The organism is Pseudomonas sp. 273 (assembly GCF_029201425.1).
Classification (GTDB): Bacteria; Pseudomonadota; Gammaproteobacteria; order Pseudomonadales; family Pseudomonadaceae; genus Pseudomonas; species Pseudomonas delhiensis.
In genome coordinates this window covers 6,285,954-6,300,393 of record NZ_CP116775.1, presented here as the reverse complement: position 1 = coordinate 6,300,393, position 14,440 = coordinate 6,285,954, and the positions used below count along the sequence as shown (strand labels likewise).

The 14,440-nt window shown below is 70.2% G+C and carries 12 protein-coding genes; 9 read left to right on the top strand and 3 right to left on the bottom strand.

The window, feature by feature from the left end; genetic code table 11:
• Window position 1 precedes the first annotated feature (1 nt).
• From ubiH to gcvP, 8 genes are all read left to right on the top strand, one after another.
• Entirely contained in the window at window positions 2-1,186 is a 1,185-nt protein-coding gene (gene ubiH / locus PKO50_RS28910; protein WP_275627942.1) for a 2-octaprenyl-6-methoxyphenyl hydroxylase, read from the top strand.
• Between the two features lie 9 nt (window positions 1,187-1,195).
• Entirely contained in the window at window positions 1,196-1,678 is a 483-nt protein-coding gene (locus tag PKO50_RS28905; RefSeq protein WP_089391009.1) for a DUF4442 domain-containing protein, read from the top strand.
• A 22-nt stretch (window positions 1,679-1,700) separates the two neighbouring features.
• Entirely contained in the window at window positions 1,701-2,918 is a 1,218-nt protein-coding gene (locus PKO50_RS28900) for a 2-octaprenyl-3-methyl-6-methoxy-1,4-benzoquinol hydroxylase (RefSeq protein ID WP_275627941.1), read from the top strand.
• Window positions 2,919-3,035: 117 nt separating this feature from the next.
• On the top strand, window positions 3,036-4,037 hold the full coding sequence (locus PKO50_RS28895) for an extracellular solute-binding protein (protein WP_275627940.1): 1,002 nt from the start codon (window positions 3,036-3,038) through the stop codon (window positions 4,035-4,037).
• Window positions 4,038-4,228: 191 nt separating this feature from the next.
• Complete coding sequence (locus PKO50_RS28890) at window positions 4,229-5,869, top strand: iron ABC transporter permease (protein WP_275627939.1); 1,641 nt, start codon at window positions 4,229-4,231, stop codon at window positions 5,867-5,869.
• Between the two features lie 73 nt (window positions 5,870-5,942).
• Window positions 5,943-7,025, top strand: coding sequence for a glycine cleavage system aminomethyltransferase GcvT (gcvT, locus tag PKO50_RS28885; protein ID WP_109935064.1), 1,083 nt, complete (start codon window positions 5,943-5,945; stop codon window positions 7,023-7,025).
• A gap of 51 nt (window positions 7,026-7,076) precedes the next feature.
• The gene (gene gcvH, locus PKO50_RS28880; RefSeq protein ID WP_009615120.1) at window positions 7,077-7,466 is read left to right on the top strand and encodes a glycine cleavage system protein GcvH; all 390 of its coding nucleotides are present in this window, start codon (window positions 7,077-7,079) and stop codon (window positions 7,464-7,466) included.
• A gap of 102 nt (window positions 7,467-7,568) precedes the next feature.
• The gene (gene gcvP, locus PKO50_RS28875) at window positions 7,569-10,445 is read left to right on the top strand and encodes an aminomethyl-transferring glycine dehydrogenase (RefSeq protein WP_275627938.1); all 2,877 of its coding nucleotides are present in this window, start codon (window positions 7,569-7,571) and stop codon (window positions 10,443-10,445) included.
• Window positions 10,446-10,627: 182 nt separating this feature from the next.
• On the opposite strand, the gene PKO50_RS28870 is transcribed toward gcvP, so the two are convergent.
• Window positions 10,628-10,954 carry a DUF2388 domain-containing protein gene (locus tag PKO50_RS28870; protein WP_275627937.1) on the bottom strand — a complete coding sequence of 109 codons (327 nt, stop codon included), beginning with the start codon at window positions 10,952-10,954 and terminating at the stop codon, window positions 10,628-10,630.
• 173 nt (window positions 10,955-11,127) lie between these two features.
• Between PKO50_RS28870 and PKO50_RS28865 the strand changes: the two genes are divergently transcribed.
• Window positions 11,128-11,526: a transcriptional regulator gene (locus PKO50_RS28865; protein ID WP_275627936.1), complete on the top strand. Its 399-nt coding sequence runs from the start codon at window positions 11,128-11,130 to the stop codon at window positions 11,524-11,526.
• Window positions 11,527-11,566: 40 nt separating this feature from the next.
• On the opposite strand, the gene PKO50_RS28860 is transcribed toward PKO50_RS28865, so the two are convergent.
• Together PKO50_RS28860 and PKO50_RS28855 are read right to left on the bottom strand one after the other, a co-directional pair.
• Window positions 11,567-11,884 carry a DUF2388 domain-containing protein gene (locus PKO50_RS28860; RefSeq protein ID WP_275627935.1) on the bottom strand — a complete coding sequence of 106 codons (318 nt, stop codon included), beginning with the start codon at window positions 11,882-11,884 and terminating at the stop codon, window positions 11,567-11,569.
• A gap of 100 nt (window positions 11,885-11,984) precedes the next feature.
• Window positions 11,985-14,354 carry a tetratricopeptide repeat protein gene (locus PKO50_RS28855; RefSeq protein WP_275627934.1) on the bottom strand — a complete coding sequence of 790 codons (2,370 nt, stop codon included), beginning with the start codon at window positions 14,352-14,354 and terminating at the stop codon, window positions 11,985-11,987.
• Window positions 14,355-14,440: the final 86 nt, after the last annotated feature.

Sequence of the window (14,440 nt, the reverse complement as noted above, 5' to 3'; positions counted from 1 at the left end):
GATGCAACGCGCGAACCTGGCGATCATCGGTGGCGGCCTGGTCGGCGCCAGCCTGGCGCTGATCCTGCAGGCCGGCGCCCGCGAGCGCGGCTGGCGCATCGTGCTGGTCGAGCCCTTCGCCCCCGGCGATGCCTACCAGCCCAGCTATGACGCCCGCTCCTCGGCGCTGTCCTTCGGCAGCCGGCAGATCTACGAGCGCCTGGGAGTGTGGCAACGCATCGCCCAGCGCGGCGCGCCGATCAGCCAGATCCACGTGTCCGACCGCGGGCGCTTCGGCTCCGCGCGCCTCACCGCAATGGAGGAGGGCGTGCCGGCGCTGGGCTACGTGGTGGAGAACGCCTGGCTCGGCCAGTGCCTGTGGCAGGCCCTGGACCACGAGGTGGTGAGCTGGCGCTGCCCGGCCGAAGTGCGCCGCATGGAGGCCCTGGACGACGGCTACCGGCTGACCCTGGACGACGACTCGCTGCTGGACTGCGACCTGGCCGTGCTGGCCGACGGCGGCCGCTCCGGCCTGCGCGAACAGCTGGGCATCGGCGTGCGCGAGGCGCCCTACGGGCAGACCGCGCTGATCGCCAACGTCAGCCCCAGCGAGGAACACCGCGGCCAGGCCTTCGAACGCTTCACCGAACAGGGGCCCATGGCCCTGCTGCCGCTGCCGGACAACCGCTGCGCGCTGGTCTGGACGCGCCTGCCGCGCGACGCCGAGCGCTTGCGCGAGCTGCCCGAGCGGCAGTTCCTCGACGAGCTGCAGGCCACTTTCGGCTACCGCCTGGGCGGCTTCCGCCAGGTTGGCGCACGCTACTGCTACCCGCTGACCCTGAGCGAGGCCGAGGAACAGGTGCGCCCGCACCTGGTGGTGCTCGGCAACGCCGCCCACAGCCTGCACCCCATCGCCGGCCAGGGCTTCAACCTGTCGTTGCGCGATGCCCAGGCCCTGGCCGACCAGTTGCTCGGCGCGGACGCCGCGCCCGGCGACTTCGCGGTGCTGCAGCGCTACCTGGACGCCCAGCGCCTGGACCAGCAGATGACCGTCGGCTTCTCCGACCGCGTCACCCGCCTGTTCTCCAACGCCCAGCCGGTGCTGGCCACCGGGCGCAACCTGGGCCTGCTCGGCCTCGACCTGCTGCCGCCGGCCAAGCGCTGGTTCGCCCGCCAGGCCATGGGCCTGGGCGCGCGGCCGGTCTAGGGAGCGGCGATGTCCTCAGGCAAGATGGCCCGCCGCGCCCGCCTGCTGCGCTTCGGCCTCAACCTCTACCCGCCGTACATCGGCGCCGGCGTGCGGGTGCGCCACATCAGCCCGGACTTCCGCGAGGTGCGGGTGAAGATGGTGCTGTCCTGGTTCAACCGCAACTACGTCGGCACCCAGTTCGGCGGCAGCCTGTACAGCATGACCGACCCCTTCTTCATGCTCATGCTGATGGAGAACCTGGGGCGCGACTACATCGTCTGGGACAAGGCCGCCAACATCGAATTCATCACCCCGGGCAAGGGGCCGGTGTACGCCGAGTTCCGCATCGACCAGCAACTGCTGGACGAGGCCCGCGAGCGCACCGCCGACGGCGGCAAGTTCCTGCCCAGGCTGCACGCCGAGGTGCGCGACGGCGAGGGCACGCTGGTCGCGCGGGTGCAGAAGACCCTCTACATCAGGCTCAAGCCGCGCCTGCGCAAGGCCGGCTGACGACATGGAAAAAGGAATGCAGATGCACGCGGATCTGGTGATTGTCGGGGCGGGGATGGTCGGCAGCGCGCTGGCCCTGGCGTTGCAGGGCAGCGGCCTGGAAATCCTGCTGCTCGACGGCTCGCCGCTGAGCGTGAAGCCCTTCGACCGCGAGGCGCGCTTCGAGCCGCGCGTCAGCGCCCTGTCCGAGGCCAGCCGGCGCATCCTCCAGCGCCTGCACGCCTGGGACGGCATACTCGCGCGGCGCGCCGAGCCCTACCGCGAGATGCACGTGTGGGACGGCTCCGGCACCGGCCAGGTGCATTTCAGCGCGGCCAGCGTGCACGCCGAGGTGCTCGGCCACATCGTCGAGAACCGCGTGGTGCAGGACGCCCTGATGGAGCGCCTGCACGACACCACACTCGGCCTGCTGCCCGGCGCGCGCCTGGAGCAGCTGCGCCATTCCGGCGACGACTGGCTGCTGACCCTGGCCGACGGCCGGCAGATCCGCACGCCGCTGGTGGTCGCCGCCGACGGCGCCAACTCCGCCGTGCGCCGCCTGGCCGGCTGCGCCACCCGCGAGTGGGACTACCTGCACCACGCCATCGTCACCAGCGTGCGCTGCGAAAAGCCGCACCAGGCCACCGCCTGGCAGCGCTTCACCGACGACGGCCCGCTGGCCTTCCTGCCGCTGTCCCGCGGGGGCGATACGCACTGGTGCTCGATCGTCTGGTCGACCACCCCGGAGCAGGCCGAACGCCTGATGGCGCTGGGCGACGACGGCTTCCGCGCCGCCCTCGGCCGGGCCTTCGAGCAGCGCCTGGGCGGCATCGAGCAGGTCGACCCGCGCCTATGCATCCCGCTGCGCCAGCGCCACGCCAAGCGCTACGTGGAGCCGGGCCTGGCGCTGATCGGCGACGCCGCGCACACCATCCACCCGCTGGCCGGGCAGGGCGTCAACCTGGGCTTCCTCGACGCCGCGGTGCTGGCCGAGGTGCTGATGCACGCCCACGCCCGTGGCGAGCGCATCGCCGACGAGCGCGTGCTGAGCCGTTTCGAGCGCCGGCGCATGCCGCACAACCTGGCGATGATGGCGGCGATGGAAGGCTTCCAGCGCCTGTTCCAGGCCGACCCGCTGGCCGTGCGCTGGCTGCGCAACGCCGGCCTGCGCCTGGTCGACCGCCACCACGAGGCCAAGGGCCTGTTCGTCCGCCAGGCGCTGGGGCTGTCCGGCGACCTGCCGGCGCTCGCTCGCGTCTGAGGCGCCGCGACCCCGTGTCGCGGGGTGGTGAAACACCCAGTCACAAAGGCCGGCTCCGGGGCTAAATGAGGTTCCTTATCATCTGGAACCTCATTCCGCTACCCAGGAGCCGCCAGCATGTCGGTACGCAAAGGCCTTCTCGCTTCCCTCGCCCTCACCGCCCTGGCCGGCGCCGCCCAGGCCGCCGACGAGGTGGTGGTCTACTCCTCGCGCATCGACGAGCTGATCAAGCCGGTGTTCGACGCCTACACCCAGAAGACCGGGGTGCAGGTCAAGTTCATCACCGACAAGGAAGCGCCGCTGATGGCGCGGATCAAGGCCGAAGGCGCCAACACCCCGGCCGACCTGCTGCTCACCGTGGACGCCGGCAACCTCTGGCAGGCCGAGAAGATGGGCATCCTGCAGCCGTTCGACTCGCCGGCCCTGGACGCCAACATTCCCCCGCAGTACCGCTCCGGCACCGACAGCTGGACCGGCCTGTCGCTGCGCGCGCGGACCATCGCCTATTCCACCCAGCGGGTGAAGCCGGAGGAACTCTCGACCTACGAGGCCCTGGCCGACCAGCAGTGGGAAGGCCGCCTGTGCCTGCGCACGGCGAAGAAGGTCTACAACCAGTCGCTGACCGCCACCCTGATCGAGACCCACGGCGAGCAGAAGACCGAGCAGATCCTCAAGGGCTGGGTGGGCAACCTGGCCACCGACGTGTTCTCCGACGACACCGCGCTGCTCCAGGCCATCGCCGCCGGCCAGTGCGACGTCGGCCTCGTCAACACCTACTACTACGGGCGCCTGCACAAGCAGAAGCCGGACCTGCCGATCAAGCTGTTCTGGCCGAACCAGGCCGACCGCGGCGTGCACGTCAACCTCTCGGGCATCGGCCTGACCAAACATGCGCCGCACCCCGAGCAGGCAAAGGCCCTGGTGGAATGGATGACCGGCCCCGACGCCCAGGCCCTGTTCGCCTCGCTGAACCAGGAATTCCCGGCCAACCCCAAGGTCGCGCCCTCCGAGGAAGTGGCGGCCTGGGGCAGCTTCAAGGCCGACAGCATCCCGGTGGAAGTCGCCGGCAAGCGCCAGGCCGAAGCCATCAAGCTGATGGATCGGGCAGGGTGGAACTGATGGCTGCAGGCGGCAGGCTACAGGCTGCAGGCCAGAGCGACAGAGCCGTGGCCTGCTTCCCCTGTAGGAGCGAGCTTGCTCGCGAACCCGGGCCGCGTGCCGAGGCGTTCGCGAGCAAGCTCGCTCCTACGAAAAGCCCGCCCCCGCTCTTCGCCTGCGGCCTGTAGCCTGCAGCCTGCGGCCCACCTGACATGCCCCTGCGCGGGTTCTCCTTCGCCATCGCCGCCCTGGTGGCGTTGCCGCTCGTCGTGCTGGCGCTGAGCTGGGGCGAGGTCGACACGGAAATCTGGGCGCACCTGTGGGACACCCAGTTGCCGCGCCTGCTGGGCAACAGCCTGGTGCTGGTGCTCGGCGTGGGCGTCGGGGTGACCGTCCTGGGCACCAGCCTGGCCTGGCTCACCGCGCTCTGCGAGTTCCCCGGGCGGCGCTGGCTGGACTGGGCGCTGATGCTGCCCTTCGCCATCCCGGCCTATGTGCTGGCGTTCGTCTTCGTCGGCCTGCTGGATTTCGCCGGGCCCTTGCAGAGCCTGCTGCGCGAGTGGTTCGGCAGCGGCCTGCGGCTGCCGCGGGTGCGTTCCACCGGCGGGGTGATCCTGGTCCTGGTGCTGGTCTTCTACCCCTACGTGTACCTGCTGGCGCGCGGCGCCTTCCTGGCCCAGGGCCGCGGCCTCACCGAGGCGGCGCGGGTGCTCGGGCTGTCGCCCTGGCGGGCCTTCTGGCGCGTGGCGCTGCCCATGGCGCGGCCAGCCATCGGCGCAGGGCTTGCGCTGGCGATCATGGAGACCCTGGCCGACTTCGGCGCCGTCTCGGTGTTCAACTTCGACACCTTCACCACCGCCATCTACAAGACCTGGTACGGCTTCTACAGCCTGTCCAGCGCCACCCAGCTGGCCAGCCTGCTGCTGCTCGGGGTGTTCCTGGTGGTGCTCGGCGAGCGCCACAGCCGTGGCCGCGTCGTGGCCGGCAGCGAGAAGCCGCGCACCGCGCCGCTGTACCGCCTGCGCGGGGTCCGGGCCTGGGCCGCCAGCGCCTGGTGCGGCCTGGTGTTCGCCTGTGCCTTCGCCATTCCCGTGGCGCAGTTGCTGGTGTGGTGCTGGCAACGCGGCCGCTTCGACCTCGACGAGCGCTACTGGGGCCTGCTCTGGCACAGCCTCGGCCTGGGCGCCACGGCGGCGGCGCTGTGCGTGGCGGTCGGCCTGCTGCTGGCCTTCGCCCGCCGCCAGGCGCCGGCGAGGCCGGTGCGCGCCGCGGTGGGCCTGGCCAACCTCGGCTACGCGGTGCCCGGCTCGGTGCTGGCGGTGGCGATCATGCTGGCCTTCAGCTGGCTGGACAACCACTGGGTGATCCCGCTCTCCAGCGCCCTGGGCGGCGCCGGCAAGCCGCTGCTGCTGGGCAGCCTGGGGGCGCTGCTGCTGGCCTACCTGATCCGCTTCCTGGCGGTGGCCGAGGGCCCGCTGGAAAGCACCCTGGTGCGCATCCGCCCGTCCTTCGCCGAGGCTTCGCGCAGCCTCGGCGTGGCGGGGCCGGCGTTGTTCGCGCGGGTCTACCTGCCGCTGCTGGCGCCGGGGCTGATGAGCGCCGCGCTGCTGGTGTTCGTCGATGTATTGAAGGAAATGCCGGCTACCCTGCTGATGCGCCCCTTCGGCTGGGACACCCTGGCCGTGCGCGTGTTCGAGATGACCAGCGAGGGCGAATGGGCCCGGGCCGCGCTGCCGGCGCTGAGCCTGGTACTGGCCGGGCTGCTGCCGGTGGTGCTGCTGATCCGCCGTTCCGCGGCCAGCGCGGCGGGGCGCGACTCGGCCGTCGGCCGAGGTGTCCAGGCTCCCGCCTAGCGGCTACAATGCGCCGGTTTCGTGCGGGCCGCCCTCGCGCTCCGCATCCGCCATTCCCGGAAGGAGAACACCCATGGGACAGCGCACCCCGCTCTACGACCTGCATGTCGCGCTCGGCGCGAAAATCGTCGATTTCGGCGGTTGGGACATGCCCCTTCACTACGGCTCCCAGGTCGAAGAGCACCACCAGGTCCGTCGCGACTGCGGCGTGTTCGACGTCTCCCACATGACCGTGGTCGACGTCACTGGTCCGCAGTCCAAGGAATACCTGCAGCGCCTGCTGGCCAACGACGTCGAACGCCTGCAGGTGCCCGGCAAGGCGCTGTACAGCGGCATGCTCAACGAGCGTGGCGGGGTGGTCGACGACCTCATCGTCTACCTGGGCGTGTATGGCTACCGCGTGGTGGTCAACGCCGCCACCCGCGAGAAGGACCTGGCCTGGATGCAGGCCCACACCGAGGGCTTCGAGGTCCAGCTGCACGCGCGCCCGGACCTGGCCATGCTGGCCGTCCAGGGCCCCAACGCGCGGGACAAGACCGCCGAGCTGGTCAGCTCCTCCCGCGCCACCCTGATCCGCGAACTCAAGCCCTTCCAGGGCAAGGCCGATGGCGACTGGTTCATCGCCCGCACCGGCTACACCGGCGAGGATGGCCTGGAGATCATGCTGCCGGCCGCCGAGGCGCCGGGCTTCCTCAACGAACTGGTGGGCGCCGGCATCGCCCCCGCCGGCCTGGGCGCGCGCGACACCCTGCGCCTGGAAGCCGGGATGAACCTCTACGGCCAGGACATGGACGAGGACATCTCGCCGCTGGCCGCCAACATGGGCTGGACCATCGCCTGGGAGCCGGCCGATCGCGACTTCATCGGCCGCCAGGCCCTGGAGGCCCAGCGCGCCGCCGGCGACCAGCCGAAGCTGGTCGGCCTGGTGCTGGAGGAGCGCGGCGTGCTGCGCGCCCACCAGGTGGTGCGGGTGGCCGGCATCGGCGAAGGCGAGATCACCAGCGGCAGCTTCTCCCCGACCCTCGGCAAGTCCATCGCCCTGGCCCGCCTGCCGGCGGCCACCGGCGACCGCGCCGAGGTGGAAATCCGTGGCAAGTGGTACCCGGTGCGCGTCGTTCAGCCGAATTTCGTGCGTCATGGCAAGGCCCTGATCTAAATTGCATAGGCGACCCGTCGTCGCCGTTGCCCCGTCCCCGAGGAAAACAAGATGAGCAATATTCCCGCCGACCTGCGTTACGCCGCCAGCCACGAGTGGGCGCGCCTGGAAGCCGACGGTACCGTCACCGTGGGCATCTCCGACCATGCCCAGGAAGCCCTGGGCGACGTGGTCTTCGTCGAGCTGCCGGAACTCGGCAAGCAACTCAACGCTGGCCAGGAAGCCGGCGTGGTGGAATCGGTCAAGGCCGCTTCGGACATCTACGCCCCGGTCGGTGGCGAGGTGATCGCCATCAACGAGGTCCTGGCCGACACCCCCGAGGAAGTCAACAACGACCCCTACGGCTCCTGGTTCTTCAAGCTCAAGCCGAGCAACCCGGCCGAGCTGGACAAGCTGCTCGACGCCGCCGGCTACCAGGCCGCCTGCGACGCAGACGCCTGATCGCCCTGCCGACCCCCCACAAGGCCCCGCTCAGTCGGGGCCTTGTTCTTCCACCCTGGCCTATCCTGTGTTGATCGTGCATTCCCGATCGAGGTCCAGGCCATGTCGAAAAGCCCTTCGCTATCCCAGCTGAACCAGCCCGATGCCTTCCTGCGCCGCCACCTCGGCCCCGACGAGGCGGAGCGACGGACGATGCTCGAGGCCCTGGGCGTCGCCAGCCTCGACGACCTGATCGTGCAGACGGTGCCGCCGGCCATCCGCCTGAACCGCCCGCTGGAGCTGCCGCCGGCGCTGGACGAGCAGGGCGCCCTGGCCAGGCTGCGCGGCTACGCCCGGCAGAACCAGCTGTGGACCAGCCTGATCGGCACCGGGTACTACGGCACGGTCACGCCCACGGTGATCTTGCGCAACGTGCTGGAGAACCCCGGCTGGTACACCGCCTACACCCCCTACCAGCCGGAGATCGCCCAGGGCCGCCTGGAGGCGCTGCTGAACTTCCAGCAACTGACCATCGACCTCACCGGCCTGGACCTGGCCAGCGCCTCGCTGCTGGACGAGGCCACCGCCGCCGCCGAGGCCATGGCCCTGGCCAAGCGCGTGGCCAAGGCCAAGAGCAACCTGTTCTTCGTCGACGTGAACTGCCACCCGCAGACGATTTCCGTGGTGCGCACCCGCGCCCAGGCCTTCGGCTTCGACCTGGTGCTGGACGAGCTGGACAACCTGGGCCAGCACGCGGTGTTCGGGGCGCTGCTGCAGTACCCCGACAGCCGCGGCGAGGTCCGCGACCTGCGCCCGCTGATCGACGCCCTGCACGCCCGCCAGGCCATCGCCTGCGTCGCCGCCGACCTGCTCAGCCTGCTGCTGCTCACCCCGCCGGGCGAGCTGGGCGCCGACGTGGTGCTGGGCAGCGCCCAGCGCTTCGGCGTGCCCATGGGCTACGGCGGGCCCCACGCGGCCTTCTTCGCCACCCGCGACGAGTTCAAGCGGGCCATGCCCGGACGGATCATCGGCGTGTCCCGCGATGCCCGCGGCAACACCGCGCTGCGCATGGCGCTGCAGACCCGCGAGCAGCACATCCGCCGCGAGAAGGCCAACTCCAACGTCTGCACCTCGCAGGTGCTGCTGGCCAACATCGCCAGCCTGTACGCCGTCTACCACGGCCCCGAGGGCCTCAGGCGCATCGCCCAGCGCGTGCACCGGCTGACCGCGATCCTCGCCGCCGGGCTGTTCGCCAAGGGCCTCAAGCGCGTCAACGCGCATTTCTTCGACACCCTGACCCTGGAAGTGGGCGCGCAGCAGGCGGCCATCCTCGAGCGAGCCCGCGCGGCGCGCTACAACCTGCGCATCGTCGGCGAGGACCGGCTGGGCGTCAGCCTGGATGAAACCTGCAGCGCCGAGACCGTCGCCACCCTGTTCGACATCTTCCTCGGCGCCGGCCACGGCCTGAGCATCGCCGTGCTGGATGCCGGCGATCTCTCCGACGGCATTCCCGGCACCCTGCAGCGCCGTTCCGGCTACCTCGGCCACCCGGTGTTCAACCGCCACCACAGCGAGACCGAGATGCTGCGCTACCTGCGCCAGCTCGAAGGCAAGGACCTGGCGCTGAACCAGGCGATGATCCCGCTGGGCTCCTGCACCATGAAGCTCAACGCCACCAGCGAGATGATCCCCATCACCTGGCCGGAGTTCGCCAACCTGCACCCCTTCGTGCCGCGCGAGCAGGCCGAGGGCTACCGCCTGATGATCGACGAGCTGGAGAGCTGGCTGCGCACCATCACCGGCTTCGACGCCATCTGCATGCAGCCCAACTCCGGGGCCCAGGGCGAGTACGCCGGGCTGCTGGCCATCCGCAGGTACCACGAGAGCCACGGCGAGGGGCACCGCAACGTCTGCCTGATCCCGTCCTCGGCCCACGGCACCAACCCGGCCTCGGCGATCATGGCGAGCATGCGCGTGGTGATCGTGGAATGCGACAAGGGTGGCAACGTCGACCTGGAGGACCTCAAGCTGAAGGCCGCCGAGGCCGGCGCCCAGCTGGCCTGCCTGATGATCACCTACCCCTCGACCCACGGCGTGTACGAGGAGGGCATCCGCGAGATCTGCGAGGTTATCCACAGCCACGGCGGGCAGGTGTACATGGACGGCGCCAACCTCAACGCCCAGGTCGGCCTGGCGCGGCCGGCGGACATAGGCGCGGACGTCTCGCACATGAACCTGCACAAGACCTTCTGCATCCCCCACGGCGGCGGCGGGCCGGGCATGGGCCCGATCGGCGTGAAGCAGCACCTGGCGCCGTTCGTCGCCAACCACCCGGTGATCCGCATCGAGGGGCCCAACCCGCTGAATGACGCGGTCAGCGCCGCGCCCTGGGGCAGCGCCAGCATCCTGCCGATCAGTTGGATGTACATCGCCATGATGGGCCCGCAGTTGGCCGATGCCACCGAGGTGGCCATCCTCAACGCCAACTACCTGGCCCAGCGCCTGGACGGCGCCTTCCCGGTGCTCTACCGCGGGCGCAACGAGCGCGTGGCCCACGAGTGCATCCTCGACCTGCGGCCGCTCAAGGCGCAGACCGGGATCAGCGAGGAAGACGTGGCCAAGCGCCTGATGGACTATGGCTTCCACGCGCCGACCATGTCCTTCCCGGTGCCCGGCACGCTGATGGTGGAACCCACCGAGAGCGAGTCGCTGCACGAGCTGGACCGTTTCGTCGAGGCCATGCTGAGCATCCGCGCGGAGATCGCCAAGGTCGAGACCGGCGAATGGCCGGCCGAGGACAACCCGCTCAAGCGCGCCCCACACACCCTGGCCGACGTCACCGGCCCCTGGGAGCGGCCCTACGGCATAGCCGAAGCAGTGACGCCCAGCGAACACACCCGCGCCTTCAAGTACTGGCCGGCGGTGAACCGGGTGGACAACGTGTTCGGCGACCGCAACCTGTTCTGCGCCTGCGTGCCGGTGGACGAGTACCGGGAGTGAGAAAATCCGCGCCTACGAAATGCCGAGCCCCCCTGTAGGAGCGGGCCCTGCCCGCGATTCGCGCGCAGGGCGCGCTCCTACAAGGGCACGGTGTGGAGGCAAACCGTAGGATGGCGTTGAGCGCAGCGATACCCATCGCCACGACCGCATGGGTTTCGCCCAACCCATCCTACGAAGAGCCGTTACTGCGCCACGCCCTCCTGGCTCATCAGGATGGCATTGGCCAGCTCCATGTCGCTGCGTTGCTGCAGCTCCGGATGGTCGTTGCGCAGGCGCTGCAGCGCGGCTTCCAGGTAGGGGCCGCGGATGGCGCCGTCGCTGGCCACGTAGCTGCCGGCGTCGTCGCGGGCGGCGAGGATCAGCTTGTGGTCGTGCTTGAAGGTCAGGTAGGTCGAGGCGGTGGTGGCCCCGGAGGAGATGATGTCGCGCCAGAAGCCGTCGGCCATGGCCGGGGCCAGGGGCAGCAGGCTGAAGAGGGCGAGGATGCCGGTCAGTTTGAGCATGCGCATGGGAGTTTCTCCTCCGTAGGTCCGCATGACCTTATGAGCCGGATATGCGCCGGCTAGTTCAGGGAAACTTCCCGATGGCCATTCCCAGGCCCGTGTTGCCACGGTTTTCGACAAAATGGGTGACCGATGCGCGAGGATTGCGTTTGAATGAGTTTCCCTGCCGGAGTGATGGCATGAACATCCGACCCATCCACACCCATGAAGACTACAAGGCCAGCCTGAAGGAGCTGTCCGCGTATTTCGACAATGAGCCGGAACCCGGTACGCCCGAGGGGGATCGTTTCGAAGTGCTGCTGACGCTGGTCGAGGCCTATGAGACCAGGCATTACCCCATCGAGGCGCCGCATCCCATCGAGGCCATCAAGTTCCGCATGGAGCAGGGTGGCCTGACCGTCAAGGACCTGGTCCCTTCCATCGGCCAGCCCAACCGCGTCTACGAGGTGCTGTCCGGCAAGCGCAGCCTGACGCTGCCGATGATCCGCAAGCTGCACCGCAACCTGGGGATACCCGCCGAGAGCCTGATCGCCGAATACGCCCGAAGCCAGTGCATCGGGAAGCCCGCTGCCCCGTGAGGGGCGCGGGCTTTTCTTTTGCGTGTCGGGGGATTGCCGTTCAGCGTTCGCCGGCCAGCAGCGCGCTGGCCAGCTCCAGGTCGCTGCGCTGCTGCAACTGCGGGTAGTCGCTGCGCAGGCGCTGCAGTTCGGCTTCCAGCCAGGGGCCGCGGATGGCGCCGGCGCTGGCGACGAAGCTGCCGGCGTCGTCGGCCAGCGGGCCGACCAGCTTGTGGTCGTCGCGGCTGGTCAGGTAGCTGGAGGCGGTGGTGGCGCCGGTGGACAGCACGCCGCGCCAGAAGCCGGCGTCTTCGGCCTGGGCGGCGGCGAAGGGAAGGGTGGACAGGGCGACGGCCAGGGCCGCTCCGGGGATACGCATGGGTGCTCCTTGGGTGACTGCGTTCGCGTCCCCTCAGAGTGCCTGCCCGCCGGCGAGTTCCGGAGCGCCTGGTGGAATCAGGCGCTTCCGAGCGGTGCCGTCATTCTCCTTTCAGCGCCGGGTCGTCGGGGTTCTGCTGTTCCAGCTCGGCCAGTTGCATCTGCACCTTCTCCAGCTGGCCGATCTCGCGCAGGTAGGCGATCAGCGCCAGGCGTGCGTCGCGGTTCGCCGGCTGGCGCTGCAGCAGTTGCTCCAGCTGGCGGCAGGCGGCGTCGGCCTGGCCGCTGTCGTGCAGGCCGATGGCCAGGATGTAGCGGAACTGCGCGCTGTCCGGGGCCAGGCGCACCGCCTCCTGCAGCTCCTTGAGCGCCGCATCGCGCTGGCCCTGGCGGATCAGCGCCAGGCCCAGGGCGTGGTGCAGCAGGCCCGACTGCGGGTGGCGCTTGAGCGCGCCGTCCAGCAGCTGGCGGGCTTCGTCGGGGCGCTGGCGGGCTTCCAGCCACTGGTAGAGGCTGACCAGCGCCGGCAGGAAGTCGGGGTCGCGCACCAGGGCCGCGCGCAGCGCCGGCTCCACTTCGGCGTCGCGGCCGGTGACCTGGTAGAGCATGGCGCGGTTGAGGTTGGACTCGGCGCGCTCGGCCAGGCTCAGCTGGACTTCCTCGTACTCCTTCAGGCCCTTGGCCAGCGGCGCCTGCAGCCCGGCGCGCACTTCCGGCGGCAGTTGCGCCAGCTGCCAGGTGGCGGAGAGGCGCACGGCGCGCAGCGGGTCGTCCAGCAGCGGCGCCAGCAGCAGCGCCTGGCGCGGCGGGCCGGCCAGGGCGGCGACCGCGCCTATGGCGGCGTTGCGCACCTGTGGGTCGGCGTCCCGCAGGCCCTGGCTGGCCAGCTCCAGGGAGCGCGAGCTGGGGTAGGCGGGCAGTTCGGCGAGCAGGGTGGCGCGGCGGATCGCCGGCAGTTCGTTGCTGGCCAGCAGCAGGTGCAGCGCCCGCGAGGCGCCGGGCTGGCCGTTGCGGGCCTTCCACAGGGTGTCGTCGTAGCGCGGCACGCTGCCGGGCTGCTTCGCGTCGCTGGCGTACCACAGGCGGAACTGCTCGGCGACCTTCGAGGCGCTGTCGCGGTGGCAGCCCATGCAGGCGTCCGGCGCGCCTATCTTCTGCGCGTGCTGCGGGTCGGGGATGCTGAAGCTGTGGTCATGCCGGTAGTGGTTGACCATGTAGTACTTGCCCGGCATGTGGCAGGCGGTGCACTGCGCGCCCGGGGTGCCGGGTTCGTGGTGATGGTGCTCGGGCGAGTCGTAGTCCTTCGCCAGCAGGCCCTTGCCGTCGATGCCCGGGCGCACCGGCTTGCCGGCCTTGTTGTGGCACTGCAGGCAGAGGCCGTTGCCGGCGATCTTCACCTGGCCGCTGTGGGGATTGTGGCAGTCGGTGCACTTCACGCCCTTCTCGAACATCTTGCTCTGGGTGAAGGAACCCCACTCGAAGACCTCGTCCTTGATCTTGCCGTCGATCTGGTACAGCTCGCGGGTCAGCAGGCTGGGCAGGTAGTCGTCCATGAACCGGTGGCGGTGCTGGAAGCCGTCGCCCAGCGGCGCGCGGCGGGCGTGGCAGCGCGCGCAGTTCTCCACCAGCTCGCTGGCGGCGGTGCTGGCGCCCAGCGGCTTGTCGAAGCCGCGGCTGGCGTCGCCGTCGGGCTTCTTCGCCCATTCCAGGTGGCGCGAGGCCGGGCCGTGGCAGGCCTGGCAGCCGACGCCCAGGCTCTGCCAGTGGCTGGCGAAGGCGTTCTTGTCGGCGTCGAAGTTGCGCTTGAAGTCGGTGGTATGGCACTCGATGCACATGAAGTTGGCGTTCTGCGTCGGGCGCGTCCAGTGCAGCTCGTCCTTGAAGTCGACGTGCTGCCCGGGGTTGAGTTCGAACCAGCGGTGCTTCTGGGTATCCCAGGCCACGCCCAGGGCCTGCAGGCGGCCGCCGGGGTATTCCAGCAGGTACTGCTGCAGCGGGGCCACGCCGAAGGTGTAGGCCACCCTGAAGTCCGCCGGCTTGCCGTCGGCGCCGGGCGTGTTGACCCAGAACTCCCCGCCCTTGCGGAAGAAACGGGTGCTTTCGGCCTCGCCCTTGAACTTCGCGTCGGCGAAGTCGCCCAGCACGTTGGCCTCGCTGGCCACCTGCATCGCCTTGTGGTGGTGCGAGCCCTGCCAATCCTGGAACTGGCCCTGGTGGCAGCCCTGGCATTGCTGCTCGTCGACGAAGCCGGCTTTCGGTGCCTCGGCCACCACGGGCTTCGCCGGGGGCGCGGGCGGGGCCGCGATGGGCAGCGACGGGGCGCTGTGTTCCACGTACCACCAGGCGGCGGCGCTGGCCAGCAACAGCACGGCGACCAGCGCGGTGGCCAGGTTCCGCGCCAGGCGCGGGGTGGAGGGGGTGTGGGCCGGTGCGGCCCCTTTCCGGTCTTTCTTCTTGGCAGGCTTCTGCATGCGGACGTCCGTTGTTCGGGCAGGCATGTATCACGGTGGCAGCAGCTTCAGTGACAGCCGGGGGGATGTCAAACCCCCGGCCGGGG

Coding starts and splice junctions, on each gene's coding strand:
- ubiH (WP_275627942.1), top strand. CDS start 2: ATGCAACGCGCGAACCTGGCGATCATCGGTGGCGGCCTGGTCGGCGCC.
- PKO50_RS28905 (WP_089391009.1), top strand. CDS start 1,196: ATGTCCTCAGGCAAGATGGCCCGCCGCGCCCGCCTGCTGCGCTTCGGC.
- PKO50_RS28900 (WP_275627941.1), top strand. CDS start 1,701: ATGCACGCGGATCTGGTGATTGTCGGGGCGGGGATGGTCGGCAGCGCG.
- PKO50_RS28895 (WP_275627940.1), top strand. CDS start 3,036: ATGTCGGTACGCAAAGGCCTTCTCGCTTCCCTCGCCCTCACCGCCCTG.
- PKO50_RS28890 (WP_275627939.1), top strand. CDS start 4,229: ATGCCCCTGCGCGGGTTCTCCTTCGCCATCGCCGCCCTGGTGGCGTTG.
- gcvT (WP_109935064.1), top strand. CDS start 5,943: ATGGGACAGCGCACCCCGCTCTACGACCTGCATGTCGCGCTCGGCGCG.
- gcvH (WP_009615120.1), top strand. CDS start 7,077: ATGAGCAATATTCCCGCCGACCTGCGTTACGCCGCCAGCCACGAGTGG.
- gcvP (WP_275627938.1), top strand. CDS start 7,569: ATGTCGAAAAGCCCTTCGCTATCCCAGCTGAACCAGCCCGATGCCTTC.
- PKO50_RS28870 (WP_275627937.1), bottom strand. CDS start 10,954: ATGCGCATGCTCAAACTGACCGGCATCCTCGCCCTCTTCAGCCTGCTG.
- PKO50_RS28865 (WP_275627936.1), top strand. CDS start 11,128: ATGAACATCCGACCCATCCACACCCATGAAGACTACAAGGCCAGCCTG.
- PKO50_RS28860 (WP_275627935.1), bottom strand. CDS start 11,884: ATGCGTATCCCCGGAGCGGCCCTGGCCGTCGCCCTGTCCACCCTTCCC.
- PKO50_RS28855 (WP_275627934.1), bottom strand. CDS start 14,354: ATGCAGAAGCCTGCCAAGAAGAAAGACCGGAAAGGGGCCGCACCGGCC.